This window comes from Streptomyces sp. CA-146814 (genome assembly GCF_050942385.1).
Classification (GTDB): domain Bacteria; phylum Actinomycetota; class Actinomycetes; order Streptomycetales; family Streptomycetaceae; genus Streptomyces.
In genome coordinates, this window is the sequence record NZ_CP192068.1 from 5,957,978 (window position 1) to 5,982,873 (window position 24,896).

The window sequence follows — 24,896 nt, forward strand, 5'->3', positions numbered from 1 at the left end:
GTCCCCATGTCCATCACCGCCACCGATGTCGCCGTCCTGGACGGCGCGCCCGCACCCGCGGCGCCCACCCGCCGGGCCCGGCTCCGGTTCCTGCGCGGCGGCAAGACCCGGACCGGGCTGCTCATGCTCGCGTTCTTCGTCCTGCTGGCCGTCATCGGCCCGTGGATCGCCCCGTACGACCCCGACGCGATGAGCGACCAGCTCCTCCAACCGCCTTCCGGCGCCCACTGGTTCGGCACCACCCACACCGGCCAGGACGTCTTCTCGCAGATCCTCGTCGGCACCCGGGGCGTCCTGATCGTCGGTCTCGTCGCGGCGGTCATCGCCACCGTGCTCTCGGTCCTCGTCGGGGTCACCGCCGGTTTCCTCGGCGGCGCGATCGACGAGATCCTCTCCGCGCTCGCCAACATCTTCCTGGTGCTGCCCGGACTCCCGCTGATCATCATCGTCGCGAGCTTCGTCCCCGACACCGGCGACCTGCTCATCGCCTTCGCCATCGCCCTGACCTCCTGGGCCTGGGGCTCGCGCATCCTGCGCGCCCAGACGCTGTCGCTGCGCCGCCGCGACTACGTGGAGGCGGCCCGCGCCACCGGCGAGTCGACCTGGCGGATCATCGTCTTCGAGATCATGCCGAACCTCACCGCCGTGATCGCCTCCGGCTTCGTCGGCACGGTCATCTTCGCCGTCCTCACCGAGATCACCCTCGCCTTCATCGGCGTCGCGGACATCTCGCACTGGAACTGGGGCACGATCCTCTTCTGGGCCCAGTCCAACCAGGCCCTCGCCCAGGGCGCCTGGTGGTGGTTCGTCCCGGCCGGGCTCTGCATCGCCCTGCTCGGCACCGCGCTCGCGCTCATCAACTTCGGCATCGACGAGTTCGTCAACCCGCGCCTGCGCACCGCCACCGGATCCTCCCGGAAGGTGAAGATGCGCGTCGGCTTCACCCCGGTCGCCCGGAAGCCGCTGAACGGCGGCCATCGCCAGCACAGCAGCAGCAAGGAGCCGCGCCCATGAGCGCCGAGCCGGTCCTGACCATCAGCGGACTGAACGTCGACTACGGCACCGACGAACGGGCCGTGCACGCGCTACGGGACATCGACCTCACCCTGCACCGAGGCGAAGTCCTGGGCCTGGCAGGCGAGTCGGGGTCGGGCAAGTCGACCCTCGCCTACGCGGTGACCCGGCTGCTCGCGCCGCCCGGCGTGATCACCGGCGGAGAGGTCCACTACCACCGGCCGGGCGGCGACCGGCTCGACATCCTCTCGCTCTCGCCGGAGCAGCTGCGCGCCTTCCGCTGGCAGGAGCTGTCCCTCGTCTTCCAGGGCGCGATGAACTCGCTCAACCCGGTGCACACCGTCCACAGCCAGCTCACCGACGTCCTGAAAGCCCACCGTCCCGACCTGAAGAAGGCCCAACGGACGGACCGGGCGAAGGAGTTGCTCAGCCTCGTCGGCATCTCCGCCGACCGGCTCGCCGCCTACCCGCACCAGCTCTCCGGCGGCATGCGGCAGCGCGTGATGATCGCGATGGCGCTCGCGCTGGAGCCCGAGATCGTCATCATGGACGAGCCGACGACCGCGCTCGACGTGGTGATGCAGCGCCAGATCCTGCGGCGGCTGGTCCAGTTGAGGGAACAGCTCAACTTCTCCGTCGTGTTCATCACCCACGACATCTCGCTCCTGATCGAATTCTCGGACCGGATCGCGATCATGTACGGGGGCCGCATCGTGGAGGAGGCGGGAGCGGCCGAGATCTACCGCGACCCGCGCCACCCCTACAGCGACGGCCTGCTCCACTCCTTCCCGGCGCTCCACGGCCCGCGCCGCGAGCTGACCGGCATCCCCGGCTCACCGCCGCACCTGTCCGCGATGCCCACCGGCTGCGCGTTCCACCCGCGCTGCGGCAAGGCGTTCGAGCCGTGCGCCGTACGGGTCCCGCCGCTGGCGGCCCCGGCCCAGGCACCCGCCGAGGACCGCCGCACGGTCGCCTGCCATCTGCACGGCTGACCAGGCGGCCCACCCGACCAGGCCGCCCCACCCGACCAGGCTCCTCCCTCTACGTACGGAGACCGGATGAACCTCGCCACCACCCCGCAGCGACTCCTCCGTCCCACCGCGGTACGCGGACTCCCGGCCGGCTTCCGCTGGGGCGTCGCCACCTCCTCGTACCAGATCGAAGGAGCGGCCGCCGAGGACGGCCGCACGCCCTCCATCTGGGACACCTTCTGCCGGGTGCCCGGCGCCGTCGAAGGCGGTGAGAACGGGGACACGGCCTGCGACCACTACCACCGGATGCCCGAGGACGTGGAGCTGATCGCGGGCCTCGGCGTCGACACGTACCGCTTCTCGCTCGCCTGGCCCCGCATCCAGCCGGGCGGCCGGGGCCCGGCGAACACGAAGGGGCTCGACTTCTACAAGCGGCTGATCGACGAGCTGCACGGGCGGGGCGTCACACCGTGGATCACGCTCTACCACTGGGACCTGCCGCAGGAGTTGGAGGACGCGGGCGGCTGGCCGGTACGGGACACCGCGCTGCGGTTCGCCGAGTACGCCTCCCTCGCGTACGAAGCACTCGGCGACCGGGTCGAGCACTGGACCACGCTCAACGAGCCCTGGTGCTCGGCGATGCTCGGTTACGCGTACGGCCTCCACGCCCCCGGCCGCCAGGACTTCGGCGCCTCGATGCACGCCGTCCACCACCTGCTCCTGGGTCACGGGCTCGCCGCGCGGGCGATGCGGGAGGCGGCGGGGAGCAACCCGCTGGAACTCGGCATCACCCTCAACCTCGGCACCGCCACGCCGGAGACGCCGAGCGAGGCGGACCGGGAGGCGTGCCGCCGCGCCGACGGCATGGGCACCCGCCTCTACCTGGACCCGCTCGTCCACGGCCGCTATCCGGCGGACATCGTCGCGGACCTGGCCGCTCAGAACATCGAACTCCCGTTGGAAGAAGGCGACTTGACGGCAATCTCCGCACCTCTCGACATTCTCGGCGTCAACTTCTACCGAGGCATGCAGTTCTCGGGCACCACCGAGGACGGATCGCCGACCGACGCCGAAGGACTGCCCGTCGTCCGGGTGGTGGAGCGGGATCTGCCGCGTACGGCCATGGACTGGGAGATCACGCCGACCGAACTCACCGACCTGCTGGTCCGGTTGGAGGACGACTACGGGCTGCCGACCGTCATCACCGAGAACGGCGCCGCCTTCGACGACACCGTGGCCGCCGACGGCACGGTTCCGGACGCCGACCGCACCGCGTATCTCGCGGATCACATCGACGCGGTCGTCGCCGCCCGTGTCCAAGGAGCCGATGTCCGGGGATACTTCGCCTGGTCGTTGATGGACAACTTCGAGTGGGCCTACGGCTACGACAAGCGGTTCGGCATCGTCCGTGTCGACTACGCCACCCAGGCCCGCACGCTCAAGGACAGCGCCAAGTGGTACCGCGACACGATCCGGCTCACCCGGGACGAGCAGCGGTAGTCCTCTACGGGCCCTGTCCATAACCCCACAGACCCCTTTCCCTCTCCAGTGACCCACCCGACCCCGAAATGAGAGGGCTCTCACAAATGTCTCGTATCCCGCACCTCCGCCCCCGCAAGGGCAGAAGCAGACCCGCCACGGCCGCCCTGGCCGCCGCCGCGGTCCTGGCCACCCTCCTCGCCGGAGCCGCGCCCAGCCAGGCCGCCGCCGAGGACCCGGCCCCCGTCCTCATCGACCGCTTCGAAGGCGAGGTGCCGCTCGGCAACAATCCGCCCGCCGACGCCATCTTCACCTGGGGCGGCAACGCCACCGACCACCCGGAGCTGAAGCTCGCCGAGCGCGCGGACGCGCCCGAGGGCGGACACGTCCTCGAAGGCTCCTACGACATCAGCGCCTGGGGCGGGTTCAGCCACGAGTTCGCCGTGGACACCCCGCCGCAGAACTGGACCGCGCACAAGGGCGTCCGCTTCTGGTGGTACGGCCAGAACACCGCGCCGCTGCCGCCCGGTTCGGGCAAGCGGATCAACTTCGAGATCAAGGACGGCGGCGCGAACGGCGGCGCCTCCGAGCTGTGGACCACCTCCTTCACCGACGACTGGGAGGGCTGGCACCTCGTCGAGATCCCGTTCGCCGACTTCGTCTACCGGGCCGACTACCAGCCCGTCGGCGGCATCGACCAGATCCTCGGCCTGAACGAGATGTGGGGCTACGCCTTCACCATGCCGACCGGCGCCCCCGGCCGCTTCGCCCTGGACGCCGTCGAGCTGTACGGCAAGGCGGACCCGGCGCTCACCGCGAGCGTGGTGACGAACGCGGCCGTACACCCGGTGAAGAACGGCGCCAGCGCGGACATCACGCTCTCCGTCGCCACCACCGGCTCCATCCCGACCGAGGAGCCGGTCACCGTCTCGTACGCCACCAAGGGCGGCACGGCGGTCGCCGGCAAGGACTACACGCCGGTCACCGGCACCCACACCTTCCCGGCCGGCACCGCCTCCGGCACCACGCACAAGGTGACCGTCCGCACCGCGAAGGCGTCCAAGCCCTCCGAGGCGAAGACGATCCCCCTGGAGCTGACCGTCACCGGCGCCAAGGCCCCGGCGGAGCACCCGCAGGTCGTCATCGACGCCCACGGACTCCCGTACCAGAACGCCAAGCTGCCGGTGAAGCAGCGGGTCGCGGACCTGCTGGCGCGGATGTCCCCGGCCGAGAAGGCCGGCCAGATGACCCAGGCCGAGCGCAACGCGCTCCGCACGCCCGGTGACATCGCCGCGTACGACCTCGGCTCGCTGCTCTCCGGCGGCGGCTCGGTCCCCACGCCCAACACCCCCGCCGCCTGGGCCAAGATGGTCGACGCCTACCAACTGCGCGCGCAGGCCACCCGCTTCCAGATCCCGCTGATCTACGGCGTGGACGCGGTGCACGGTCACAACAACGTCGTCGGCGCGACGATCATGCCGCACAACATCGGCATCGGCGCGGGCCGCGACCCGAAGAGCGCCGAGAAGACCGGCGCGATCACCGCGAAGGAAGTCCGCTCCACCGGCGTGCCGTGGGACTTCGCGCCGTGCGTCTGCGTCACGCGCGACGAGCGCTGGGGCCGCTCCTACGAGGCGTTCGGTGAGGACCCGGCGCTGGTCGAGGCCATGGAGACGGTCATCCAGGGCATGCAGGGCGCGCCGTCCGGCAAGGACCTGCACCGCAACGACAAGGTGCTCGGCAGCGCCAAGCACTTCGTCGGCGACGGCGGCACCGAGTACGGCTCCGCCACCACCGGCTCGTACACGATCGACCAGGGCGTCACCAAGGTCACCCGCCAGGAGCTGGAGGCAGTCCACCTGTCGCCGTTCGCGGAGTCGGTCAAGCGGGGTGTGGGCACGATCATGCCGTCGTACTCCTCGCTCGACATCATCGGCGACGACCAGGGCCCGGTGAAGATGCACGCCCACGCCGAGATGATCAACGGCGTCCTCAAGGACCGCATGGGCTTCGAGGGCTTCGTCATCAGCGACTGGCAGGCCATCGACCAAATCCCCGGCGACTACCCGAGCGACGTCCGTACGTCCATCAACGCCGGACTCGACATGATCATGGTCCCGACCGCGTACCAGGAGTTCACCAAGACGTTGAAGGAAGAGGTCGCGGCGGGCCGGATCAGCCAGGCCCGGATCGACGACGCGGTCTCCCGCATCCTCACGCAGAAGTTCCGCCTCGGCCTCTTCGAGAAGCCGTACGCGGACACCACGCACCTGTCGAAGGTCGGCTCGGCCGAGCACCGCGCGGTGGCGCGGGAGGCGGTCGCGAAGTCGCAGGTGCTGCTGAAGAACGAGGGCGCCGTCCTGCCGCTCAAGCCGAACCAGAAGGTGTACGTCGCCGGGTCCAACGCCGACGACATCGGCAACCAGGCCGGCGGCTGGACGATCAGCTGGCAGGGCTCCTCCGGCAAGACCACCCCGGGCACCACGATCCTGGAGGGGATGAAGAAGGCGGCGAAGACCCCCGAGTCCGTCACCTACTCCAAGGACGCCTCGGCCGCCACGGACGGTCACGACGTGGGCGTGGTGGTCGTCGGCGAGACCCCGTACGCCGAAGGCATCGGGGACGTCGGCAACGGCCACGACCTGGAGCTGACGGCCGCCGACCAGGCCGCGGTCGACACGGTCTGCGCGGCCATGAAGTGCGCGGTCCTCATCGTCTCGGGCCGCCCGCAGCTCATCGGCGACCAGCTCGGGAAGATCAACGCGCTGGTGGCCTCCTGGCTGCCGGGCTCCGAGGGCGACGGCGTGGCCGACGTGCTCTACGGCAAGCGCGCCTTCACCGGCCAGCTGCCGGTGACCTGGCCGAAGTCGGAGGCGCAGCTGCCGATCAACGTCGGGGACACGGCGTACGACCCGCAGTTCCCGTACGGCTGGGGCCTCACGACCCTGAACAGGCCGCCGGCCGGCGGCGAGCTGACCCTGGCCGCCCTGGCTCTCGCCGCGCAGGTCGCGGAGAAGGCGAAGCTGGGGAAGACCCCGGCGGGCAAGGCGATCGTGGACCAGGCCCGGCTGCTGGTCCAGCAGAAGATCAACGGGAAGTTCACGCAGGCGGTGTCGAAGCCGTTCGCGGAGGCGGACCACCTGCTGCTGAAGGGTGACCTGACGGGCGCGGTGGCCAAGCTGCGCACGGCGTACCGGGCCGCCTAGCGATCCGGTGCCATCCACCGCTCCAGGCGGGCGACGGCGTTCGTCGCCCGCCTGGAGTAGCGTTAAGTATGAGGAAAAGGCTCTTCCCCACGCTCTTGGCGGGCCTGCTGCTCATCATCGCAGCGGCTGCACTCGCCCTGACCTCCCCTGCGTCGGCCGCTCCCGCGGCGACGATCACCGACGCCGCCCAGGCCCTGCGCGAGGATCCGGTCTACGTGGACCCGGCCGCCCGCGATCAGCTCTCCGTCGCTGACGAGAAGGCCCTGGAAACCACCATCCAGAACGCGGACAAGCCGGTCTTCGTCGCCGTCCTGCCCGACACCGAGGCCTTCCCCGAGGAAGGCCTCCTCCAGACCCTGCGCAGCGACACCGGCATCACCGGCGTGTACGCGATACGCCTCGGCGACGGCTTCGACGCGGGCGCGGACCCACAGGTCATGCCGGAGCGGGCGGTGAACAACCTCACCGCCTCGGTGAAGAACCCGGCCACCGCCACCGACGCACCGGCCCAGCTCAACGCCTTCGTCGACCGCGCCGTCGAACAGGCCCGGGGCACCGCCCCCGCCTCCTGGTCGGGTGGCTCCGGTTCGGCCGACGAGTCCGGCGCCCCGGTCTCCGGCCTGATCACGCTCGGTGCCCTGGTGGCGGCGGGCGGCGCGGGTGCGTACGCGATCTCGCGCCGCAACAAGCGGAGGAAGGCGGAGGAGGAGCGGGCGGCCCTCGACAAGCTCCGGGTCGTGGTGGACGAGGACATCACCGCGTACGGCGAGAAGCTGGAGCGCCTGGACTTCCACCCCGCCGAACCGGGCGCCGACGACACGATGCGCGGCGACTACGAACGCGCCCTGGACTTCTACGAGACCGCCAAGACGAAAATGTCCAAGGCCGAGCACCCCTCCGACGTGCGCGGGGTCACCCAGTCCCTGGAGGACGGCCGCTTCTCCCTCGCGGTCCTGGAGGCCCGCCGCACCGGCAAGGCGATACCGGCCCGCCGCCCACCGTGCTTCTTCGACCCGCGCCACGGCCCTGCGGTCGCGGATGTCCGCTGGACCCCTTCCGGCGGCGCGCCCCGCGAGGTCCCGGTCTGCGCGGCGGACGAGGTACGCCTGAGCCAGGGCGAGGACCCCATGAGCCGCATGGTCGACGTGGGCGACGGCAACCGCCGCCCGTACTGGGAGGCGGGCCCGGCCTACGGCCCCTGGGCCGGCGGCTACTTCGCCGGAGGCCTGCTCCCGGGCCTCCTCATGGGCACCATGCTCGGCTCGATGCTCGCGACACCGGCGTACGCCTCCGAGTACGGCGGCGGTGACTTCGGCGGCGGCGGTGAGTGGGGCGGCGGCGACTTCTCCGGCTCGGACTTCGACGCGTCGGGCTTCGGCGGGGGAGGCGGCTTCGGCGACGGCGGCGGGTTCGGTGGCGGCGGATTCGACGGAGGCGGCTTCTGACCGCCTCCGGCCGGTGGGCGGGCTACCGCACCGCCCACCACACGAGCACGCCCCCGAGGACGATCAGCGAGCACATCACTGCATTGATCCGCTTGTAGACGACGAGGACGGCGGCGAACTCGCGGAGGGTCGCGTTGGGCCAGAAGTACGCGGCGGTGGGCGAGCCCACGACCTGCCCGCGGATCTGCACCCGGCGGGCGGTGAGCGCGGCCCGGAAGGCGTGGTAGTTGTTCGTGACGACGACGCACCGGTAGTCGGGCTTGGCCCGCTCCATGATCGCCTTGCTGAACCGCAGGTTCTCCTCGGTCGACGTCGACCGGTCCTCCCGTTCGATCAGATGGGCCGGAAACCCTTCGGCCACCAGGTGATCGGCCATGGCGTGGGACTCGGGCAGCTCCTCGTCCGGCCCTTGTCCGCCGGAGGTGATGAGCACGGGCGAGCCTCCGCGCCTGGCGAGCCGCGCGTGCACGTCCTGCCCGCGCTTCAGCCGGCTGGCGAGCAGTGGCGGCACGGTGGAGCCGCCGACGAGCCCGGACCCCAGCACCACCACGAAGTCGGCCTTACGGCGCACGCGCAGCCGCCCGTAGAGGAACGCGTAACAGACGAAGCACAGGAAGAGGAACGAGAAGTAGAGCGCCAGCCCACCGGCGGCGGCCGCGATGCCGGTCAGCACCGGATGCCGCACCACCACGGCGGTCACCAGCAGCCCGACGACCTCGACGATGGCGAGCGCGGCGGCCAGCGAGAGCAGGTTGGCCGGACTGCGGCCTTCCTTGCGAAGCATCCGTACGCCGTTGACGAACAGGAAGTACGTCAGCAGAAGGACGGCCACCGCCCCGAGCGTCAGCAGCACCCAGGCCGCGACCGCGCCCGAGGTGGACTCGGACCGGATGAGCTCGTACAGCCAGGCCGCGAGTGCGCAGAGCACGGTAAGCCCCAGAACGACGGCGTTGCTGAACTTCCTGCGGTCGTGCAGCACGCTCACGCAGAAAACGAGGAAGAGGAGCGCCGCAGGGGCGTAGACGAGCATGGGCACAGGGTAGGGGGCGGGGTCCGGGCGGTTGACGGCGAGGTGGGCCTCCGGCAGGGGCCGGAACCGGACACGTCCGGCAGCCCGGAAATTCAGGGCGTGCCCTTTCCAGGGGCTGAGCCGTTGAACCCGGCATGAAGAAGCGAAGCGTTCTCGCCGCCGTCACTCTCGCCACCGGAGCGGTCATCGCCGCCATCGCCCCGCACCCCGGAGGCGGGGACACCGCCCACGCGGCCGAGCCGCCCATCAGCCTGGGCGCGCTGGACAACGTCAGCGAGCTCGGCAAGGTGGTCGACGGCGCGGCCGAGACGACCTCCTCCACCGCGGGCACGGTGACCACGACCCTCTCCGACGCCCGCTTCAGCTGAGCCGACAGACAGAGACACCGTCACCGTTACAGGCGGCTCACCGGGAGGATCCGGTGGGCCGCCTTTCGCATGCCCGGCTTCCCCTCCCTCCCGACCGATCCGGGCACGGACGGTCGGGTCCGGCAGGCTGGTCCCTTCCTACGGTGAACGGGAAAGGAAGGCGGGACAAGGTTGCTGGACCGACTGAACGAGGCCATGGACCACATCGAGTCGCATCTCGGTGAGCGCATCGAGGCCGCAGAGCTGGCGCGTATCGCGATGACCTCGGAGTACCACTTCCGCCGGATGTTCTCCGCACTGGCGGGCGTTCCGCTGGCGGAGTACATCCGGCGGCGCCGTATGACCCTCGCGGGCGCCGAGGTGCTCGGCGACCCGGACCGGACGCTGCTGGACGTGGCCGTGCGGTACGGCTACGACACGGGGGAGGGCTTCGCCCGGGCGTTCCGTGCCGTGCACGGCATCGGACCGGGTGAGGCCCGGCGGAGCGGTGCGGTTCTGCGGTCCCAGCAACGCCTGACCTTCCGACTCGTCGTCGAAGGGAGCAGTGCCATGCGCTACAGGCTGGTGGAGAAGGAGGAGTTCCGGGTGGTGGGGAGGCGAGCGCGCGTTCCGCTGATCCACGAGGGGCCGAATCAGGCCATCGCGGAGTTCATCCGTGGCATCGGGCGGGAGGAGCTGGACCGCATCGCGGCCCTCTCCGACCAGGAGCCGGCCGGGCTGGTCGGGGTGAGCGACCAGCTCGACCCTAGTCGAGCAGAGGGGACCGAACTGGACTACTACCACGGGGTGGTGACGGGCCGGCGGAACCTCCCCGATGACCTGGACTCACTCGCCGTACCGGCCGGTTCCTGGGCGGTTTTCGCAAGCGAGGGCCCGTTCCCGCAGGCCCTCCAGTACCTCTGGCGGGACGTGTTCACCCAGTGGTTCCCCTCGAACCCGTACGCCTCCCGGCCCGGCCCGGAGATCCTGCGCGTGCGGTTGTCCGATGAGGGCGAGAGGGCGGAGGCGGAGCTGTGGATCCCGGTGGAGCGGACGGATCGCGGCCCGATCGCGTAGGCGAAAAAGCGCCGGTTTACGGCCAGGGGGCATATGCGATGCCTTAATGGTCCAGACCTATTGTGCGGGCGCTCCTCGCTCGCTAGCTTCTTCCTGGCGGCGCGCGCTGATCGGTTCGGCTCTATCCATTCACTGATGCACAGTCATGTGCGTTGACTGAAAATGGAGTTACCGACATGCGTACACGTATCACCACGCTCGCGGTCACGGCAGTCGCGGCGGCCGCGATGGTCCTCGGCACGGCCTCCACCGCCTCCGCCGTGGGCCCGGGCTACACGATCCGGGGCCACTACGCATCGCAGGCGGAGTGTCAGGCCGCCGGGGCGGCCGGCGCCGCCGCCCACATCTGGAGCCCGCTCTTCATCTGCAACCCGTACGCGGCCAAGCCGGGCGTGTACGAGCTGTGGGTGCGGTACTAGGCCGTCCCGGCGCCCATGAGAACCGCCCCGCTCCCGGCCGAGAGGCCGGAGGCGGGGCGGGTGCGTGGAGCCGGTCGCGTACGGCTCAGAGAGCGGTGCCGCTCCGGACGAAGGCGCCCCAAGCGGCGGGCTCGACGGTGAGGATGGGGCCGTCGGTCACCTTGGAGTCGCGGATGTGGACGGCGGAGGGGTGGGCGGCGACTTCGACGCAGTCACCACCCTGGTCGCTGCTGTAACTGGACTTGTGCCAGTGGTAGGCGACCTCGATGCAGTTGCCGCCCTGGTCGCTGCTGTAGCTGGACTTGAACCAGTGGAGGGCGGTGTGGCCGGAGACGGGGAGGGCTGCGCGGTTCATGTCTCTCCAAGGAGTGCGTCAAGCAGTGCGTCTAGTAGGCGGGTGCTTTCCTCAACGGTGAGCGCTTGTGAGCGCAGCATTCCGTATCTCTGCATGAGGGCGCTGACGTCGGCCGGCTCGTCAATCATCCTCGCGTGCAGATGACCGCTGACATAAGCGAGCTGATCGTGGTCGGAGGTCTCCAGCAGGATGAGCGGCCCCCCGAGCCCGGCATGCCCAGGGGCGTTCCACGGCATGATCTGGATGGTCACGAACGGCAGATCCATGCAGCGCCGCAGGTGGAGGAGCTGCTCCCGCATCACCTCGGGGGCACCCAGTCGTGCGTGCAGGATGTTTTCCTCCAGGATGAAGTGAAGGACGGGGCCGGGCCTGCGCTCCATGATCTTCTGACGGCCGAGGCGCTCCGCCAACCGCTTCTGGATCAACTCCTCATCAACCGGAGGGTAGTTGCAGTCGAAGACGAGCCGCGCGTACGCCTCGGTCTGGAGCAGTCCCGGAATGAGCTGGGTTTCGTACGAGAGCAGGCTCACCGCATCCCGTTCGTACTCGACGAAGTCTTTCACCAGCGCCTGGTAGCGCTCCTCTCTCGGAATCTTCTCCACCGCGACCTGTAGCACGCCTTTGGTGTCCAGCAGTTCGTCCAGCTTGATGGCCAGGTCGAGCTGGAGGGAGCGTCGCCCTTGCTCGATGGAGGCGATGGTCTCCTCGCCGATCCCTACCTGCTCGGCCAGGGCCGCCTGGGTCAGCCCGGCCCTTTTGCGGAGGAGCCGCAACTGCGCCCCGATCAGCTGCCACGAGGTAACTCGCCTGATACCGCTCTGCTTTCCCGCTCGCATGAGATGGCTTTTCTCCCCCACTGATGTCGCTGTCTACCCGCCAGGACCCGTACAAAGTGATCTGTACGGCGTTCTGCCCTGCTCCAGGGTAGTGACCGTGTGTGAGCGTGGAAGCATGAACGAGACAATCCAACTCCCCTACTTCCGCACGTCCTTCTACTGCCGTGACCGCAGTTCGATCCCGGTCGTACGCAAGTTCACCCGCAAGGCGCTGATCGAGTGGGAGTGCGGTGAGCGCGCCTACGACGTGCTGCTCTGCGTAACCGAACTGGCGACCAACGCCCTGCGTCATGGCGTTCCGTCGGGGCGTGGCTTCCTTGTGCTGATCTACCTGGAGAGGACGGAGCGGGCGCTCCGGATCGAGCTGCACGACAGTGGCGACGGCGAGGTCCGGGCTGCGGACGGCTGGCCGGGTATGGAGGAGGGTGGCCGCGGACTGCTGCTCGTGTCGGCGCTGGCGGACAAGTGGGGGGTGGCGGAGCGGAACCCCGGCAAGATCGTGTGGTGCGAGTTCAACCTCGAGTGACCTTGCTGTTTCGGCAAGCGTATTTGTCGCTACGTCCGTCCTGCGCGCACCATCTCCACCAACTGGAGGTGGTCCGCATGACCGACATGAAGCAGCAGCGGTACGACGTGGTGATCGTGGGAGGCGGGGCGGCAGGGCTCAGCGGGGCGCTGACCCTGGCGCGGGCCCGGCGCTCCGTGCTGGTGATCGACGCGGGGGAGCCGCGTAACGCTCCCGCGTCCCATGTGCACAACTACCTGGGCCGCGAGTCGACCCCGCCCGGCGAGCTGCTGGCGATCGGGCGGGGCGAGGTAGCCGGGTACGGCGGGGAGGTCGTCGAAGGGCGGGTGGCCTCGGCCGAGCGGTTGCCGGAGGAAGGCGGCTTCCGCGTGGTGCTGGAAGACGGCCGGAGCGTCGAGGCGCGCAGGCTCCTGGTGACGACGGGGCTCGTGGACGAGCTGCCGGCCGTACCGGGGCTGGCGGAGCGCTGGGGGCGTGAGGTGCTGCACTGCCCGTACTGCCACGGGCGCGAGGTGGCGGACCGCCCGGTCGGGATCTTGTCCGTCGGCCCCCTCGCCGTACATCAGGCGCTGATGTGGCGGCAGTGGACCGACGACGTCACGCTCTTCCGCCACACGGGCCCGGAGCCGACGGACGAGGAGTACGAGCAGCTCGCCGCGCGGGGTGTGGCCGTGGTGGACGGTGAGGTGGAGGGGCTGGAGGTCGCGGAGGACCGTCTCACCGGCGTACGCCTGGCGGGCGGCCGGGTGGTTCCGCGCGAGGCCCTCGTCGTCCAGGCCCGTTTCACCGCCCGCTCGGCCGTGCTCGAATCGCTGGGGCTGGTGCCGGTCGCGCAGGAGATGGGCGGTGAGGTGATCGGTACGTACGTCCCCACCGACCCGGTCGGCGCGACGGAGGTCCCCGGTGTCTGGGCGGCGGGCAACGTCACCCGCCTCACCGAACAGGTCATCGGCGCCGCTGCTGCCGGGCTCATGGCGGCGAGCGCGATCAACGGTGACCTGATCGCCGAGGACACCCGTAAAGCGGTTGAGGCGCGACGGCGGGGCTGAGCAGCGTCGTCGCGGGGGCGGGCGCTCGGGCGGCGGGGTGCTCAGGTGCCGGAGGCGAACCCCGCTTCGTTCACCTCGGTCGTCGGGAGGGGCCCGCCAGCCTCGTCGACCCGGTCGGAGGCGAGCAGCCACCCGCCGTCGGTTCCCCGGGCGAAGGTCATGGTGCGGGGGAGCGACGACTCCTCGCGCTCCGGCGAACCGTCCTCGACCTCCTGCGCAGTGAACGCGAAGTAGAGGCGGGTGTGGTCGGTGAGTTGCAGCGTGGCCGTCCCGTCGGTGACGTTCACGGCGGTGACTTCGACGTCGACCCGCGCCTTTGTGTACCCGATGGAGAGGCCCTCGTACCGCAGGCTCTTCTTCACGAGCGCGGCCAGCTCGCCGCGGGCGCGGGGCGTCATGGCCGGGGTGGTCCGCAGGCGCCCGCTCGCCGCTTCCACGGTCGGACGGGCCGTGGTCAGCATGTCGGCCCGCTGCTGGAGGTACTCCTCGGCGAGCCGCGTGAGTTCGGTGGTGTCGGCGGCGCTCGCCGCTGACGTCGTCCGGGGCGGAGGCGTACCGGTGGGGACCGGCAGGTAGATGAGCGTGAGTACGGCCGCCGTGGCGGTCACGCCTGCGGCGACGATGCGTGCGGGGCCTGGACTGACCATGATCTCTGATCCCCCTGAGCATTCTGGTCGCGAGCCGGTCGTCGTCCTGCTGCGTCAGTGCGTCCTGTAGGTCAGAAGCACGGGGGCGGACGCGCCGTTCCCGAAGGGCGATTTCCGGATCGGGGAATGGCCGGTTCCTGTCCGAAGGCCCGGGAAATCCCCTGCGGAATCGTCAACGGGGCGCGCGGCCGGGTCGTGCATACCGCGACCCGCAGCGAGCTGACCCAGACGCTGGACTGAGGCCGGGGCCGACGTCCGTGCTTCGTAGCTTCGTAGGCGGGGAGAACGAGGCGGGCCCCGTGGCCCTGGCCCTGGACGGCGGGGCGGGCGGCGGCTTTGCGCCGCATCACGATCCATTTCCAGCAAGTCCCGTGCAGGGCAGGAGAGTTGAGGGGAATCTTTCAACGCCTCAACTCACCTACCCGAAGGGTTACCCCTCATGGCCGGCGTGCTCCGTAAGCTCCTCGTACCTGCCCTGCTCGCACTGACGCCCTTGGTCCTGTCATCGCCCGTGGCGGCAGCCGCCGCTGCTCCCGCCGCTGCCCCCGCCGAAGTGGGGCCGGCTGCCGGTGTCATGTGTCTGAACAGCAACTATCCGACCACCCGCATCGTCAATGTGGTGTCGTGCGGCTCCGGGGCCGGGCAGCGCTGGACCGTCAGCGGGGAGGCGATCTTCCAGTCGGCGCACCCCAGCATGTGTCTGACCAGCGACTACCCGAGAACCCGGATCATCAACGTCGAGTCGTGCAACTCCAGCACCCGTCAGCGCTGGACCGTCAGCGGGGAGGCGATCTTCCAGTCGGCGCACCCCAGCATGTGCCTGTCCAGCGACTATCCGCGAACCCGGATCGTCAACGTCGAGTCGTGCAACCCCTCCGGGATCCGGCAGCACTGGACCATCCTGGGGGAGCAGATCAGCATGACCCTGGTGTGACCTGCTGATCCGCCATCAGGAGGCACCGGGGCTCTGCGGCTTCGGTGCCTTGCGCGCAACGGCGTCCGCGCGCAGGGCGATCGCCGCCCAGGTACCCGCCAGGACCAGCGCACCCGCCACCATGGCGGCGAGCTCCGGCGTCTCCGGGCGCCAGCCCAGGGAGAGGCGGGTGCCGACGAGGAGGAGGATGACGGCGACCGTGCCCGGCGAGGGGACCGGCACCTTGGCCGCCGCGGCCCGCAGCACGGTCGTCGCCGCCAGGCCGGTGACGGCCCAGACGGCCAGGTAGGTCCACGGCGACCCCGGGGCGGCGGCGAGCAGCCCGTAGTCGTCGGGGCCGAGGCGGAACAGCGAGCCGGCCCACGCCATGCCCACACCGAGCGCCGTGACGCCCACCACCCACAGGGCGTGGCGCCACAACGGGCCGGGCCGCACGGTCACTTCGTCGTCTGCGAGACCGCCCTCACCGGACGGGTCCAGGAAATCCATCACGCTCCTGGAGACGCACGGCGGGGCCAGTACGTTGCGTCGAACGGCCATCACCTGTTCGAACCGGGCCGCGCCCCCGCGCCGGGCTCAGCCCCGGAAGCCGGTCTCAGCCCGAAAGCCGGGCTCAGCCCGCTCGGCCTGCTCAGCCCGGGAACCGGCCGCGGGCCTCCTCGATGTGGCCGAGGTGCTGCTGCGTCCAGTCGCACATGCGGTGGACCGTCTCCCGCAGGCCCTGGCCCGGCTCGGTGAGGGTGTACTCGACCTTCGGCGGCACGGTGGCGTACACGGTCCGCTCGACCAGGCCGTTGCGCTCCAGCATGCGCAGGTTCTGCGTGAGCATCTTGTGGCTGATGCCGTCGACCTCCTTGAGCACCTCGCTGAAGCGCAGGGTGCGGTCGCCGAGGGCCTCGATGATCAGGAGCGCCCACTTGTTGGCGACGTCCGAGAAGATCTCCCGCGCCAGCGAGTCCGCGCGCCGGAGGTCCGTCTCGTCGGTCGAGCCGCTGAACTGCTTGGTCACCATGAGGTTCCTCCGTCACCTGAAAGTGCGTTCTTCCATGTCAGCGTTGACTCTCCTACGGTTCCTGAGTAACCACAAGAGACCATCAGGTCGTCATGAGGAGGCGCGGAACATGGCCATCACCCTGTTGGACCCCGAGGGGCTGCCCAAGGTCGGTGTGTACCGGCAGGTCGCCGTCGCGACGGGCTCGAAGCTCGTCTTCATCGCCGGGCAGGTCGCCTGGGACGCGGACGGCACCACGGTCGGTGAGGGCGACCTGGCCGCCCAGGTCGAGCGGTGCTACCTCAACATCGGGACCGCACTGGCCGGGGCGGGCGGCACCTTCGACGACGTGGTGAAGCTGACGGTGTACGTCGTCGACTGGACGCCCGACAAGATGCCGCAGTTTCTGGAAGGCGCGGCCCGGGCGGCGGCGAAGCTGGGCGTCACCCCGGTGCCGCCGGGCACGCTGGTGGGCGTCGCGGCACTCGACGTACCGGAGCACCTGGTGGAGATCGAGGCGACGGCGGTCCTGGACTGAGACGCCTCCGGCCCGCCCGTTTCCCGTCCTCTTCCGGCGTAACGCGTCCCGGTGAATGAGGGGACCCCGGGCGGCGGCCGTGGTGCGGGTGATGTGTGAGCTTTCGCTGCCGGGATACGCGGAGGGGGCGGGCGCCACAGGGGTGCCGGTACGTCGGCAACGTAAAGGGAGACTTTCGTGAGCATCATCGCCTGGATCCTCATCGGCCTGTTCGCGGGCCTCATCGCCAAGGCGCTGACTCCGGGCAAGGACCCCGGGGGGTGCCTCCTCACGATCGTGATCGGCATCGTGGGCGGTCTGCTCGGCGGCTGGCTGGGCAAGGTGATCTTCGGCGTGGACTCGATCGACGGTTTCTTCAGCGTGTCGACGTGGATCGCCGCCATCGCGGGTTCGGTGATCGTTCTGCTGCTCTACCGCGTGGTCTCGGGACAGCGGTCGCGCTGACACGGCGCGGCGTCCCGGAGCGCCCTCGCCCTCAACGGGTCGATTCATCCGTATCTGCCTACATTGGCAGAGGGTCAGTAGGGCAGCCGTAGTAGGAGCCATCGCCGACACGTCTGCAGAAGACAAACAAGAGGAAACGACGACATGACCGACACCTCGCGCAAGCCGACCACCTCCGACTCCGGCGCCCCGGTGGAGAGCGACGAGCATTCGCTCACCGTCGGCCCGGGCGGACCGATCCTGCTCCAGGACTCCTACCTGATCGAGCAGATGGCTCAGTTCAACCGCGAACGCATCCCCGAGCGTCAGCCGCACGCCAAGGGCAGCGGGGCCTTCGGGAAGTTCGAGGTGACCCAGGACGTCTCCGCGTACACGAAGGCCGCGCTCTTCCAGCCCGGCACCACGACCGACCTGGTCATCCGGTTCTCCACCGTCGCCGGGGAGCGCGGCAGCCCGGACACCTGGCGGGACCCGCGCGGCTTCGCGGTGAAGTTCTACACCAGCGAAGGCAACTACGACATGGTGGGCAACAACACCCCCGTGTTCTTCGTGAAGGACCCGATGAAGTTCCAGCACTTCATCCGGTCGCAGAAACGCCGCGCGGACAACAACCTCCGCGACCACGACATGCAGTGGGACTTCTGGACGCTCTCGCCGGAGTCGGCGCACCAGGTCACCTGGCTGATGGGCGACCGGGGCATCCCGCGTACCTGGCGCCACATGAACGGCTACACCTCGCACACGTACATGTGGATCAACGCGCAGGGCGAGCGGTTCTGGGTGAAGTACCACTTCAAGACCGACCAGGGCATCGAGACGTTCACGCAGGACGAGGCCGACCAGATGGCCTCGGCGGACACGGACTACCACACGCGTGATCTGTTCGAGCACATCCGCGACGGGGAGTTCCCGAGCTGGACGCTGAAGGTCCAGATCATGCCGTACGAGGACGCCAAGGACTACCGGTTCAACCCGTTCGACCTGACCAAGGTGTGGCCGCACGCCGACTACCCGCTGATCGAGGTCGGCCGGATGACGCTGGACCGCAACCCCACGGACAACCACGCGGAGATCGAGCAGGCGGCGTTCCAGCCGAACAACCTGGTCCCCGGCATCGGCCCGAGCCCGGACCGGATGCTGCTCGCGCGCCTGTTCTCGTACGCGGACTCGCACCGCTACCGCATCGGCGGCAACTACCAGCAGCTGCCCGTCAACGCGCCCGTCGCCCCGGTGCACACGTACTCCAAGGACGGGGCGATGGCGTACCGGAAGACCACCGACCCGGTCTACGCCCCGAACTCCAAGGGCGGTCCGGAGGCGGACACGGCACGCTACGGGACGCCGCCGAGCTGGTACGCGGACGGTGACATCACCCGGGCGGCGTACGTCGACCACGCCGAGGACGACGACTGGGGCCAGGCGGGCACGATGGTCCGCGAGGTCCTGGACGACGCGGCGCGGGACCGGCTGGTGGACAACATCGTCGGCCACCTGCTGAACGGCGTGACCGAGCCGGTGCTCCAGCGCGCGTTCCAGTACTGGTCCAACGTGGACAGCACCCTCGGCAAGCGCGTCGAGCAGGGCGTACGGGCGAAGTCCGGCGAGAAGGACCCGAAGGCGGGGGAGCAGGGCAACCCGGCGCGCTCGTCGATGCAACACAAGGCCTGAGACGGCCGGACCGCAGACGCGAAGGACAGCAGGCCCCCACCCCGATGTCGACCGGGGGGTGGGGGCCTGCTGCGGAGTCGCTCCCAGGGGACTGCCGTGTCACCACAGTCGAGCCACCTCGTGACCGTTCGAGTCCAGAATGACGTAGTCGGACTCTCCCGGATAGGGCAGCCAGACCGAGATCCCGTTCGACCAGGCAGTGATCTCGACCGAAGGGGCCAGGACCGGGTCCAGCCGCAGGGTGATGAATTCCTCGGCGGCGAGCGTGAAGGCAACCCCGCCCGGCTCGAACGTCACTCGCGCCGGCCCGTCGGCCGCGGAGAGCCTCATGTCCATCATCGAAGGGCCGGAGCGGGTCCGTCACCCGCCGCCCCCTCCCACGTCTCCGGCGCCCACACCCCCGACCGCCGCAGCGCGTTCGAGCAGTGGCGGAAGATCTCGTCGATCTCGACCACCAGGGCCAGCTTCGGGCGCTGGCCCTTCAACGTCATCGCGTCGAAGAACGGGGCGTCCGTGAGGATGCGGGCGCGGCCGTTGACGCGGAGGACGTCCATCGCGCCGGGTATCAGGTAGAGCAGGCCCACGTGCGGGTTGGACAGGATGTTGTGGAAACTGTCCGCCCTGCGGTTGCCCGGGCGGTCGGGGAGGGCCAGGGTGCCGGGGTCCAGGACGTGGGTGAAGCCGGGGCCGTCGCCGCGCGGGGTGACGTCGCAGTTGCCGGCGGCGTCGGAGGTGGAGACCGCGCAGAACGGGGAGCGGGCCAGCAGGGCCAGGTCGTCCTCGGTGAGCCGGTCGTGGACCTTGTCGATCACGATCGGGTGCGGGGTGCCCAGGATCTCGCGCAGCTCCTCCGCCGAACCCAGGGGCACGGCCCCGGCCAGCGGGCCGGAGGTGGGCGGGCCGGAGGTGGGGGCGGCGGGGTCGGCGGCGTACGGCAAGGAAGCGCTCCGGGCTCGTGGGGTGCGGCGGTGTGGGGTCGGACCGGCGCTGTTAGGGTGACCTTACTTTGGGCCCCCTGTCATGCCTTCTCCGGGGTGCCCGGGTGCGGACGGCCCGCGCGCCGGAGCGCCCCGCCGACAGAACGCGCCGAAGAGCAAGGGTGAGACACCGTGCACCACCGTAATCCGGCCGCCGCCGCCCCGGCGGCGAGGCCGTGAGCGGCTCGACCCTCCTCGCCAAGGAGAAAGCGGCGGACGGCGGCGGGAAGGAGGCGCGGGCCAAGCGCAGCCGGCCCGTCCTCGCCCTCGGGCTCCTGGCCTCCCTCGGCGTCCTGGTCCTCGTCGTCGTGGCGAGCCTCGCCATCGGCTCCGGAGACGTCCCCCTCCGCGACGTGCTGCCCGGCGTCTTCGACCCCGACCTCACCGTCAAGGGCCAGCTGGTCATCCAGGAGGTCCGCATCCCGCGTACCGTCGCCGGGCTGCTCGCCGGTGCGGCGCTCGGCCTCGCCGGGACGGTCATGCAGGGCGTCGCCCGCAACCCCCTCGCCGACCCCCAGCTCCTCGGCATCAACGCGGGCGCGTCCGTCGCCGTCGTCTGCTCGATCACGCTGTTCGGCTTCACCGTCGCCACCCAGTTCATCTGGTTCGGCTTCCTCGGCGCGCTGCTCGCCGCCCTCCTCGTCTACGGGGTCGGCTCGCTGGGGCGGGAGGGCGCGACGCCCGTGAAGCTGGCCCTGGCCGGGGCCGCGACCGCCGCCGTCCTCACCTCGATCACCAGCGCGATCCTGCTCCAGGACCGGGGGAGCTACGACCAGTTCCGGTTCTGGCAGCTCGGCGCGCTGACCGCCCGCTCCTCCGAGGTGCTCTGGCAGGTCTCGCCGTTCATCGTCGTCGGAGCCGTACTCGCTCTCGCCCTCGGGCCGCAGCTCAACGCCCTCTCCCTCGGCGACGACCTCGCGCGCGGCCTCGGCCAGCGGGTCGGAGCGGCGCGGATGATCTCCGCCGGTGCCGTGGTGGTGCTCTGCGGCGCCGCCACCGTCGTCGCCGGCCCCATCGGCTTCGTCGGCCTCGCCGTACCGCACGCCGCCCGCCTGATCACCGGGCCGGACTACCGCTGGGTGCTCCCGTACAGCATGGTCCTCGCCCCGATCATGCTGCTCGTCGCGGACATCATCGGCCGCGTGATCGCCCCGCCCGGCGAGGTGCAGGTCGGCGTGATCACCGCCGCGATCGGCTGCATCCCCTTCATCTGGCTCGTCCGGCGCAGGAAGCTGGTGGAACTGTGAGCCTCGTCGCCAAGGACGCCGGCGCGGACCGGCTCGCCGACGCCGTACGGCAGATCAACGCCGTACGCGGGCGGCGGCGCCGGCGGTCCGTGATTGTCGCGGCCGTCCTGCTCGCCGCCGTGGTCGCCGTCTTCGGCCTCTCGCTCAGCGTCGGGAACATGGTCATGCCGATCGGGAAGGTCGTCGAGACGCTCCTCGGAGGTGGCGACGGCGGCTCGCAGTTCGTCGTCCTGGAGCTCCGGCTGCCCCGCGCCCTCCTCGCCATCCTCGTCGGCACCGCGTTCGGCCTCTCCGGCGGCGTCTTCCAGACCGTGCTGCGCAACCCGCTCGCCAGCCCGGACCTCATCGGCATCAGCGCCGGAGCCAGCGCCGTCGCCGTCACCGCCGCGCTGCTCTTCCAGGTCAGCGGACTCGCGCTCTCCGCCTGCGCGCTGATCGGCGCGATCGGTGCCGGAGCCGCGATCTACCTGCTCGCCTGGCGGCAGGGCGTCGCCGGGCAGCGGCTCGTCCTCGTCGGGATCGGCGTCGGCATGGGCCTCTCCAGCGTGGTCTGGTACGTCATGGCCCGCTCCGACGTCACCGACGCGCAGGAGGCCTTCCGCTGGCTCGCGGGCAGCCTCAACGGGCGCTCCTGGAACCAGTTCTGGCCGATCCTCGGCGCGCTCGCCCTCCTCGTCCCGCTCACCGCCGTCGCCGCGCACGCCCTGCGCCCCCTCCAGCTCGGGGACGACGCCGCCGCCGGACTCGGTACGAAGGTGGAGCCGAGCCGGCTCGCGCTGCTCGGGTGCGCCACGGCACTGGCGGGGGTCGCCACGGCGGCGGCCGGGCCCGTCGGGTTCGTGGCCTTCGTCGCCGCGCCGATCGCCCGCCGGCTGGTACCGGGCCGGGGCGCGGCCCTGCCGCACGCGGCGCTGACCGGCGCGCTGCTGGTCCTCGTCGCCGACTTCGCCGCCCAGCACATGCTGCCGTCGGTACAGCTGCCGGTGGGCGTGGTCACCAGCATCATCGGCGCGCCGTACCTGCTCCTGCTCCTGGCCCGCGCCAACCGCGTCGGCAGCGGAGGCTGAGATGCCGGTTCTTCGAGACGACGACAACGAAAGGCGTGGCCCGGTCGTGGCTGAGCACACTCTTCAAGCCCGGGACGTCCGGCTCGGCTACGGCGACCGGGAGATCGTCGCCGGTCTGACCGTGACCGTCCCGCCCGGGAAGATCACGGTCATCGTCGGCCCCAACGCCTGCGGCAAGTCGACGCTGCTGCGCGCGATGGCCCGGCTGCTCGCGCCCTCCGCCGGCGCGGTGCTCCTGAACGGCCGGTCGATCCAGGAGATGCCGACCAAGGAGGTCGCGGCCGTCCTCGGCATCCTGCCGCAGAGCCCCACCGCTCCCGAGGGCATCACCGTCTCCGACCTGGTCGGCCGCGGCCGCTACCCGCACCAGGGCTGGTTCCGCCGCTGGGGCGCGGAGGACGACGAGGCGGTCGCGCAGGCGCTGCTCTCCACCGACGTACTGGAGCTGGCCGACCGGCCGGTGGACGAGCTGTCCGGCGGCCAGCGCCAGCGGGTGTGGATCGCGATGGCGCTGGCGCAGCGGACGGACATCCTGCTGCTGGACGAGCCGACGACGTACCTGGACGCCAGCCACCAGCTCGACGTGCTGGACCTGCTCACCGACCTCAACCGGGAGCGCGGGGTGACGATGGTGGCCGTGCTGCACGACCTGAACCTCGCCTGCCGGTACGCGGACCACATGATCGCCATGAAGGACGGGCGGATCCTGGCGGAGGGCCGGCCGGTCGACATCGTGACGGAGGAGCTGGTCAGCGAGGTGTTCGGGATGCGCTGCTCGGTGATCGCGGACCCGGCGTCGGCCACGCCGATGGTGGTGCCGCTGGGCCGCCACCATGTGAAGGACCCGGCGGCCTGATCTACGGACGACGACGTTCCGGACCGTACGGCCCCACCCGCTGGCACCGTTGTCATTAGGTGAGGCTAACCTAAAGGGTATGAACGCTTCCGCTCCCCGGCGCACCCGCCGCACGCCCGTCCTGATGGCCGGTGCCGTCGCCGCCCTGCTCGTCGGCGTCTCCGCCTGCGGTACGTCGGACGACTCCTCCGACACGTCCGCCTCCCCGTCCTCCGCCGCCTCCGAAGGCGCCTTCCCGGCCAAGGTCGCGACGAAGTTCGGCGAGGTCACCGTCGAGAAGCAGCCCCAGCGCATCGTCGCGCTCGGCTGGGGCGACGCCGAGACCGTGCTCGCGCTCGGCGGCCAGCCGGTCGGGGCGAGCGACTGGCTGCCGTTCGGCGGCGAGGGTGTCGGGCCGTGGGCGAAGGGCATGTACGACAAGGCGCCCGAGCTGATCGGCACGATGGAGCCGGAGTTCGAGAAGATCGCCTCGCTCCAGCCGGACCTCATCGTCGACACCAAGTCCAGCGGCGACCAGACGCGGTACGACACGCTGAAGAAGATCGCCCCGACCGTCGGCGTGCCCAAGGGCGGCGACCAGTACATGATCTCGTGGGAGCAGCAGACCACGATGATCGCCGCCGCGATGGGCGTGCCCGAGAAGGGCAAGGAGCTGATCGCGGAGACCGAGAAGAAGTTCGAGGCGGCGGCGAAGGCGCACCCGGAGTTCAAGGACGCCACGATCGTCCTCGGCTCGCGCACCTCCGAGGGGTACGGCGCGTACGTCGGCGGCACCGGCCGCGTCGACTTCGTCGAGCGCCTCGGCTTCAAGAACAGCCCGGCCGTCGAGGCCAAGGCCGACGGCGGCTTCTCCATCTCCATCTCCAAGGAGAACCTGGAGCTCCTGGACGCCGACCTCACGGTGATGACCCCGATCGGCATCCCCGCCACGGACATCAGCAACGACCCGCTGTACAAGGCCGTCCCGTCGGTCAAGGCCGGCAACGCCCTGATCTTCGACGACAAGGACATCGCCCAGGCGTTCGCCACGGACTCCATCCTCTCCGTCTCGTACGCCCTGGAGAAGGTCGTCCCGCTCTTCGCGGAGAAGGTCGGGAAGTAACCCGTTCGCCTAGGGGGTGTCTTGTCGATCCGATCCGCAAGACACCCCCCCTAGGTACGGCAGCGCGCCCTGGATGCCCGGGGCGCGCTGCTCTTTCTGCGTACGGCCCCGGATCAGCCGACGGGAGCCAGCGCGTACCCCCACCACACGCCGTGCTCGCGGACCAGCTGGATGCGGAGGTGCTTGCCGTCGGCCAGGGTCAGACCGGCCTGCGAGGTGCCTCCGCCGGGCGCTGTCAGCCGCTGGGACAACGGCCGCGCGTCCTCGGCCCCGGCCACCTTCGCCGTGACCTTCCCGGCCGCCGCCGACGCGGCGAGCGGACGCAGGAAGTCCGAGGACTCCTGTGTGGCGCCTGACCCGTCCGGATAGCCGTCGGCGAGGGCGTCCACGCCCTTCACGTCCCCGGCGGCCAGCCGCTGGACGAAGACGGTGAGGAACGTGTCCACGTCCTCGTCGGGCCGCTCCCCGTCGTAGGCGAGCGTCACCCGCGGGCCGTCGGCGGAGACGGCGTACGGGGCGTCGTCGGTGCGGTTGAACCACCACAGAGCTTCGGCGGCGGGCAGGCTCAGGGCGCAGACCGCCAGAAGGGCGGCTCGGAAGGTTCGGCTGACGGGCATGGTGTTCTTCCCCCCGGGATGTGCGGATTGCCGCTCCATGATCCACCGGGTGCC

At 70.5% G+C, this 24,896-nt stretch carries 27 protein-coding genes and 1 pseudogene; 19 read left to right on the forward strand and 9 right to left on the reverse strand.

Going from position 1 to position 24,896, the window contains the following annotated elements; translation table 11 throughout:
- Positions 1–6 precede the first annotated feature (6 nt).
- The 5 genes from ACQP09_RS26740 (at position 7) to ACQP09_RS26760 (ending at position 8,115) form a co-directional block, all read left to right on the forward strand.
- Positions 7–1,014 carry an ABC transporter permease gene (locus ACQP09_RS26740; RefSeq protein ID WP_433404014.1) on the forward strand — a complete coding sequence of 336 codons (1,008 nt, stop codon included), beginning with the start codon at positions 7–9 and terminating at the stop codon, positions 1,012–1,014.
- On the forward strand, positions 1,011–2,006 hold the full coding sequence (locus ACQP09_RS26745) for an ABC transporter ATP-binding protein (protein WP_433404016.1): 996 nt from the start codon (positions 1,011–1,013) through the stop codon (positions 2,004–2,006). Before ACQP09_RS26740 ends, ACQP09_RS26745 begins: the two co-directional genes overlap by 4 nt.
- A gap of 66 nt (positions 2,007–2,072) precedes the next feature.
- Positions 2,073–3,485: a GH1 family beta-glucosidase gene (locus ACQP09_RS26750; protein ID WP_433404019.1), complete on the forward strand. Its 1,413-nt coding sequence runs from the start codon at positions 2,073–2,075 to the stop codon at positions 3,483–3,485.
- Positions 3,486–3,571: 86 nt separating this feature from the next.
- The gene (locus tag ACQP09_RS26755) at positions 3,572–6,670 is read left to right on the forward strand and encodes a glycoside hydrolase family 3 N-terminal domain-containing protein (protein WP_433404022.1); all 3,099 of its coding nucleotides are present in this window, start codon (positions 3,572–3,574) and stop codon (positions 6,668–6,670) included.
- A gap of 68 nt (positions 6,671–6,738) precedes the next feature.
- Positions 6,739–8,115, forward strand: coding sequence for a hypothetical protein (locus ACQP09_RS26760; protein WP_433404024.1), 1,377 nt, complete (start codon positions 6,739–6,741; stop codon positions 8,113–8,115).
- A gap of 22 nt (positions 8,116–8,137) precedes the next feature.
- Here ACQP09_RS26760 and ACQP09_RS26765 read toward each other — a convergent pair whose 3' ends face one another.
- Entirely contained in the window at positions 8,138–9,145 is a 1,008-nt protein-coding gene (locus ACQP09_RS26765) for a YdcF family protein (protein WP_433404026.1), read from the reverse strand.
- Between the two features lie 134 nt (positions 9,146–9,279).
- Here ACQP09_RS26765 and ACQP09_RS26770 point away from each other — a divergent pair, with 134 nt between their 5' ends.
- From ACQP09_RS26770 to ACQP09_RS26780, 3 genes are all read left to right on the forward strand, one after another.
- A complete protein-coding gene (locus ACQP09_RS26770) occupies positions 9,280–9,513 on the forward strand; it encodes a hypothetical protein (protein ID WP_030574839.1) in 234 nt (77 codons plus the stop codon).
- Positions 9,514–9,684: 171 nt separating this feature from the next.
- A complete protein-coding gene (locus tag ACQP09_RS26775; protein ID WP_433404029.1) occupies positions 9,685–10,569 on the forward strand; it encodes an AraC family transcriptional regulator in 885 nt (294 codons plus the stop codon).
- Between the two features lie 176 nt (positions 10,570–10,745).
- Entirely contained in the window at positions 10,746–10,988 is a 243-nt protein-coding gene (locus tag ACQP09_RS26780; RefSeq protein WP_433404031.1) for a hypothetical protein, read from the forward strand.
- A gap of 85 nt (positions 10,989–11,073) precedes the next feature.
- Here ACQP09_RS26780 and ACQP09_RS26785 read toward each other — a convergent pair whose 3' ends face one another.
- Together ACQP09_RS26785 and ACQP09_RS26790 are read right to left on the reverse strand one after the other, a co-directional pair.
- Positions 11,074–11,343 carry a DUF397 domain-containing protein gene (locus ACQP09_RS26785; RefSeq protein WP_433404034.1) on the reverse strand — a complete coding sequence of 90 codons (270 nt, stop codon included), beginning with the start codon at positions 11,341–11,343 and terminating at the stop codon, positions 11,074–11,076.
- Positions 11,340–12,179 (reverse strand): helix-turn-helix domain-containing protein, encoded by an 840-nt coding sequence (locus ACQP09_RS26790; protein ID WP_433404036.1) that lies wholly within the window; start codon positions 12,177–12,179, stop codon positions 11,340–11,342. The genes ACQP09_RS26785 and ACQP09_RS26790 overlap by 4 nt, the downstream gene beginning before the upstream one ends.
- 115 nt (positions 12,180–12,294) lie before the next feature.
- Here ACQP09_RS26790 and ACQP09_RS26795 point away from each other — a divergent pair, with 115 nt between their 5' ends.
- The gene (locus ACQP09_RS26795) at positions 12,295–12,705 is read left to right on the forward strand and encodes an ATP-binding protein (protein WP_433404039.1); all 411 of its coding nucleotides are present in this window, start codon (positions 12,295–12,297) and stop codon (positions 12,703–12,705) included.
- A gap of 86 nt (positions 12,706–12,791) precedes the next feature.
- Positions 12,792–13,754 (forward strand): NAD(P)/FAD-dependent oxidoreductase, encoded by a 963-nt coding sequence (locus tag ACQP09_RS26800; protein WP_433406772.1) that lies wholly within the window; start codon positions 12,792–12,794, stop codon positions 13,752–13,754.
- 41 nt (positions 13,755–13,795) lie between these two features.
- On the opposite strand, the gene ACQP09_RS26805 is transcribed toward ACQP09_RS26800, so the two are convergent.
- The gene (locus tag ACQP09_RS26805) at positions 13,796–14,401 is read right to left on the reverse strand and encodes a hypothetical protein (RefSeq protein WP_433404041.1); all 606 of its coding nucleotides are present in this window, start codon (positions 14,399–14,401) and stop codon (positions 13,796–13,798) included.
- Positions 14,402–14,542: 141 nt separating this feature from the next.
- Between ACQP09_RS26805 and ACQP09_RS26810 the strand changes: the two are divergent.
- A pseudogene (locus tag ACQP09_RS26810) lies at positions 14,543–14,641 on the forward strand (LD-carboxypeptidase); the annotation flags it as partial.
- Positions 14,642–14,840: 199 nt separating this feature from the next.
- Complete coding sequence (locus tag ACQP09_RS26815; protein WP_433404044.1) at positions 14,841–15,335, forward strand: RICIN domain-containing protein; 495 nt, start codon at positions 14,841–14,843, stop codon at positions 15,333–15,335.
- 15 nt (positions 15,336–15,350) lie between these two features.
- On the opposite strand, the gene ACQP09_RS26820 is transcribed toward ACQP09_RS26815, so the two are convergent.
- Positions 15,351–15,824: a hypothetical protein gene (locus tag ACQP09_RS26820; protein ID WP_433404047.1), complete on the reverse strand. Its 474-nt coding sequence runs from the start codon at positions 15,822–15,824 to the stop codon at positions 15,351–15,353.
- 142 nt (positions 15,825–15,966) lie between these two features.
- Entirely contained in the window at positions 15,967–16,347 is a 381-nt protein-coding gene (locus ACQP09_RS26825; protein WP_433404049.1) for a winged helix-turn-helix transcriptional regulator, read from the reverse strand.
- A 109-nt stretch (positions 16,348–16,456) separates the two neighbouring features.
- Here ACQP09_RS26825 and ACQP09_RS26830 point away from each other — a divergent pair, with 109 nt between their 5' ends.
- From ACQP09_RS26830 to ACQP09_RS26840, 3 genes are all read left to right on the forward strand, one after another.
- Entirely contained in the window at positions 16,457–16,864 is a 408-nt protein-coding gene (locus ACQP09_RS26830) for a RidA family protein (protein ID WP_355881694.1), read from the forward strand.
- A gap of 177 nt (positions 16,865–17,041) precedes the next feature.
- The gene (locus ACQP09_RS26835; protein ID WP_432150455.1) at positions 17,042–17,308 is read left to right on the forward strand and encodes a GlsB/YeaQ/YmgE family stress response membrane protein; all 267 of its coding nucleotides are present in this window, start codon (positions 17,042–17,044) and stop codon (positions 17,306–17,308) included.
- A 144-nt stretch (positions 17,309–17,452) separates the two neighbouring features.
- On the forward strand, positions 17,453–18,976 hold the full coding sequence (locus ACQP09_RS26840) for a catalase (protein ID WP_433404051.1): 1,524 nt from the start codon (positions 17,453–17,455) through the stop codon (positions 18,974–18,976).
- Between the two features lie 99 nt (positions 18,977–19,075).
- Here ACQP09_RS26840 and ACQP09_RS26845 read toward each other — a convergent pair whose 3' ends face one another.
- Both ACQP09_RS26845 and ACQP09_RS26850 read right to left on the reverse strand, forming a co-directional pair.
- Positions 19,076–19,306 carry a hypothetical protein gene (locus ACQP09_RS26845; protein ID WP_433404053.1) on the reverse strand — a complete coding sequence of 77 codons (231 nt, stop codon included), beginning with the start codon at positions 19,304–19,306 and terminating at the stop codon, positions 19,076–19,078.
- A 5-nt stretch (positions 19,307–19,311) separates the two neighbouring features.
- Positions 19,312–19,914, reverse strand: coding sequence for an MSMEG_1061 family FMN-dependent PPOX-type flavoprotein (locus tag ACQP09_RS26850; RefSeq protein WP_433404055.1), 603 nt, complete (start codon positions 19,912–19,914; stop codon positions 19,312–19,314).
- A 215-nt stretch (positions 19,915–20,129) separates the two neighbouring features.
- Here ACQP09_RS26850 and ACQP09_RS26855 point away from each other — a divergent pair, with 215 nt between their 5' ends.
- The 4 genes from ACQP09_RS26855 to ACQP09_RS26870 all read left to right on the forward strand — a co-directional run bounded on the left by ACQP09_RS26855 (position 20,130) and on the right by ACQP09_RS26870 (position 24,225).
- A complete protein-coding gene (locus ACQP09_RS26855; RefSeq protein WP_433404057.1) occupies positions 20,130–21,200 on the forward strand; it encodes a FecCD family ABC transporter permease in 1,071 nt (356 codons plus the stop codon).
- Positions 21,197–22,267, forward strand: coding sequence for a FecCD family ABC transporter permease (locus ACQP09_RS26860; protein ID WP_433404059.1), 1,071 nt, complete (start codon positions 21,197–21,199; stop codon positions 22,265–22,267). Before ACQP09_RS26855 ends, ACQP09_RS26860 begins: the two co-directional genes overlap by 4 nt.
- A 1-nt stretch (position 22,268) precedes the next feature.
- Entirely contained in the window at positions 22,269–23,123 is an 855-nt protein-coding gene (locus ACQP09_RS26865) for an ABC transporter ATP-binding protein (RefSeq protein ID WP_433404062.1), read from the forward strand.
- A 79-nt stretch (positions 23,124–23,202) separates the two neighbouring features.
- A complete protein-coding gene (locus ACQP09_RS26870) occupies positions 23,203–24,225 on the forward strand; it encodes an iron-siderophore ABC transporter substrate-binding protein (RefSeq protein WP_433404065.1) in 1,023 nt (340 codons plus the stop codon).
- A gap of 113 nt (positions 24,226–24,338) precedes the next feature.
- On the opposite strand, the gene ACQP09_RS26875 is transcribed toward ACQP09_RS26870, so the two are convergent.
- Positions 24,339–24,842: a hypothetical protein gene (locus ACQP09_RS26875; protein ID WP_433404067.1), complete on the reverse strand. Its 504-nt coding sequence runs from the start codon at positions 24,840–24,842 to the stop codon at positions 24,339–24,341.
- Between the last annotated feature and the right edge of the window lie 54 nt (positions 24,843–24,896).

Bases quoted from the DNA above. Each gene is read 5' to 3' on its own strand.
- ACQP09_RS26840 (WP_433404051.1), top strand. From the start codon at position 17,453: ATGACCGACACCTCGCGCAAGCCGACCACCTCCGACTCCGGCGCCCCG.
- ACQP09_RS26805 (WP_433404041.1), bottom strand. From the start codon at position 14,401: ATGGTCAGTCCAGGCCCCGCACGCATCGTCGCCGCAGGCGTGACCGCC.
- ACQP09_RS26875 (WP_433404067.1), bottom strand. From the start codon at position 24,842: ATGCCCGTCAGCCGAACCTTCCGAGCCGCCCTTCTGGCGGTCTGCGCC.
- ACQP09_RS26825 (WP_433404049.1), bottom strand. From the start codon at position 16,347: ATGGTGACCAAGCAGTTCAGCGGCTCGACCGACGAGACGGACCTCCGG.
- ACQP09_RS26820 (WP_433404047.1), bottom strand. From the start codon at position 15,824: ATGGATTTCCTGGACCCGTCCGGTGAGGGCGGTCTCGCAGACGACGAA.
- ACQP09_RS26770 (WP_030574839.1), top strand. From the start codon at position 9,280: ATGAAGAAGCGAAGCGTTCTCGCCGCCGTCACTCTCGCCACCGGAGCG.
- ACQP09_RS26845 (WP_433404053.1), bottom strand. From the start codon at position 19,306: ATGAGGCTCTCCGCGGCCGACGGGCCGGCGCGAGTGACGTTCGAGCCG.
- ACQP09_RS26790 (WP_433404036.1), bottom strand. From the start codon at position 12,179: ATGCGAGCGGGAAAGCAGAGCGGTATCAGGCGAGTTACCTCGTGGCAG.
- ACQP09_RS26780 (WP_433404031.1), top strand. From the start codon at position 10,746: ATGCGTACACGTATCACCACGCTCGCGGTCACGGCAGTCGCGGCGGCC.
- ACQP09_RS26745 (WP_433404016.1), top strand. From the start codon at position 1,011: ATGAGCGCCGAGCCGGTCCTGACCATCAGCGGACTGAACGTCGACTAC.
- ACQP09_RS26795 (WP_433404039.1), top strand. From the start codon at position 12,295: ATGAACGAGACAATCCAACTCCCCTACTTCCGCACGTCCTTCTACTGC.
- ACQP09_RS26740 (WP_433404014.1), top strand. From the start codon at position 7: ATGTCCATCACCGCCACCGATGTCGCCGTCCTGGACGGCGCGCCCGCA.
- ACQP09_RS26750 (WP_433404019.1), top strand. From the start codon at position 2,073: ATGAACCTCGCCACCACCCCGCAGCGACTCCTCCGTCCCACCGCGGTA.
- ACQP09_RS26870 (WP_433404065.1), top strand. From the start codon at position 23,203: ATGAACGCTTCCGCTCCCCGGCGCACCCGCCGCACGCCCGTCCTGATG.
- ACQP09_RS26760 (WP_433404024.1), top strand. From the start codon at position 6,739: ATGAGGAAAAGGCTCTTCCCCACGCTCTTGGCGGGCCTGCTGCTCATC.
- ACQP09_RS26785 (WP_433404034.1), bottom strand. From the start codon at position 11,343: ATGAACCGCGCAGCCCTCCCCGTCTCCGGCCACACCGCCCTCCACTGG.
- ACQP09_RS26865 (WP_433404062.1), top strand. From the start codon at position 22,269: ATGCCGGTTCTTCGAGACGACGACAACGAAAGGCGTGGCCCGGTCGTG.
- ACQP09_RS26830 (WP_355881694.1), top strand. From the start codon at position 16,457: ATGGCCATCACCCTGTTGGACCCCGAGGGGCTGCCCAAGGTCGGTGTG.
- ACQP09_RS26815 (WP_433404044.1), top strand. From the start codon at position 14,841: ATGGCCGGCGTGCTCCGTAAGCTCCTCGTACCTGCCCTGCTCGCACTG.
- ACQP09_RS26755 (WP_433404022.1), top strand. From the start codon at position 3,572: ATGTCTCGTATCCCGCACCTCCGCCCCCGCAAGGGCAGAAGCAGACCC.
- ACQP09_RS26765 (WP_433404026.1), bottom strand. From the start codon at position 9,145: ATGCTCGTCTACGCCCCTGCGGCGCTCCTCTTCCTCGTTTTCTGCGTG.
- ACQP09_RS26800 (WP_433406772.1), top strand. From the start codon at position 12,792: ATGAAGCAGCAGCGGTACGACGTGGTGATCGTGGGAGGCGGGGCGGCA.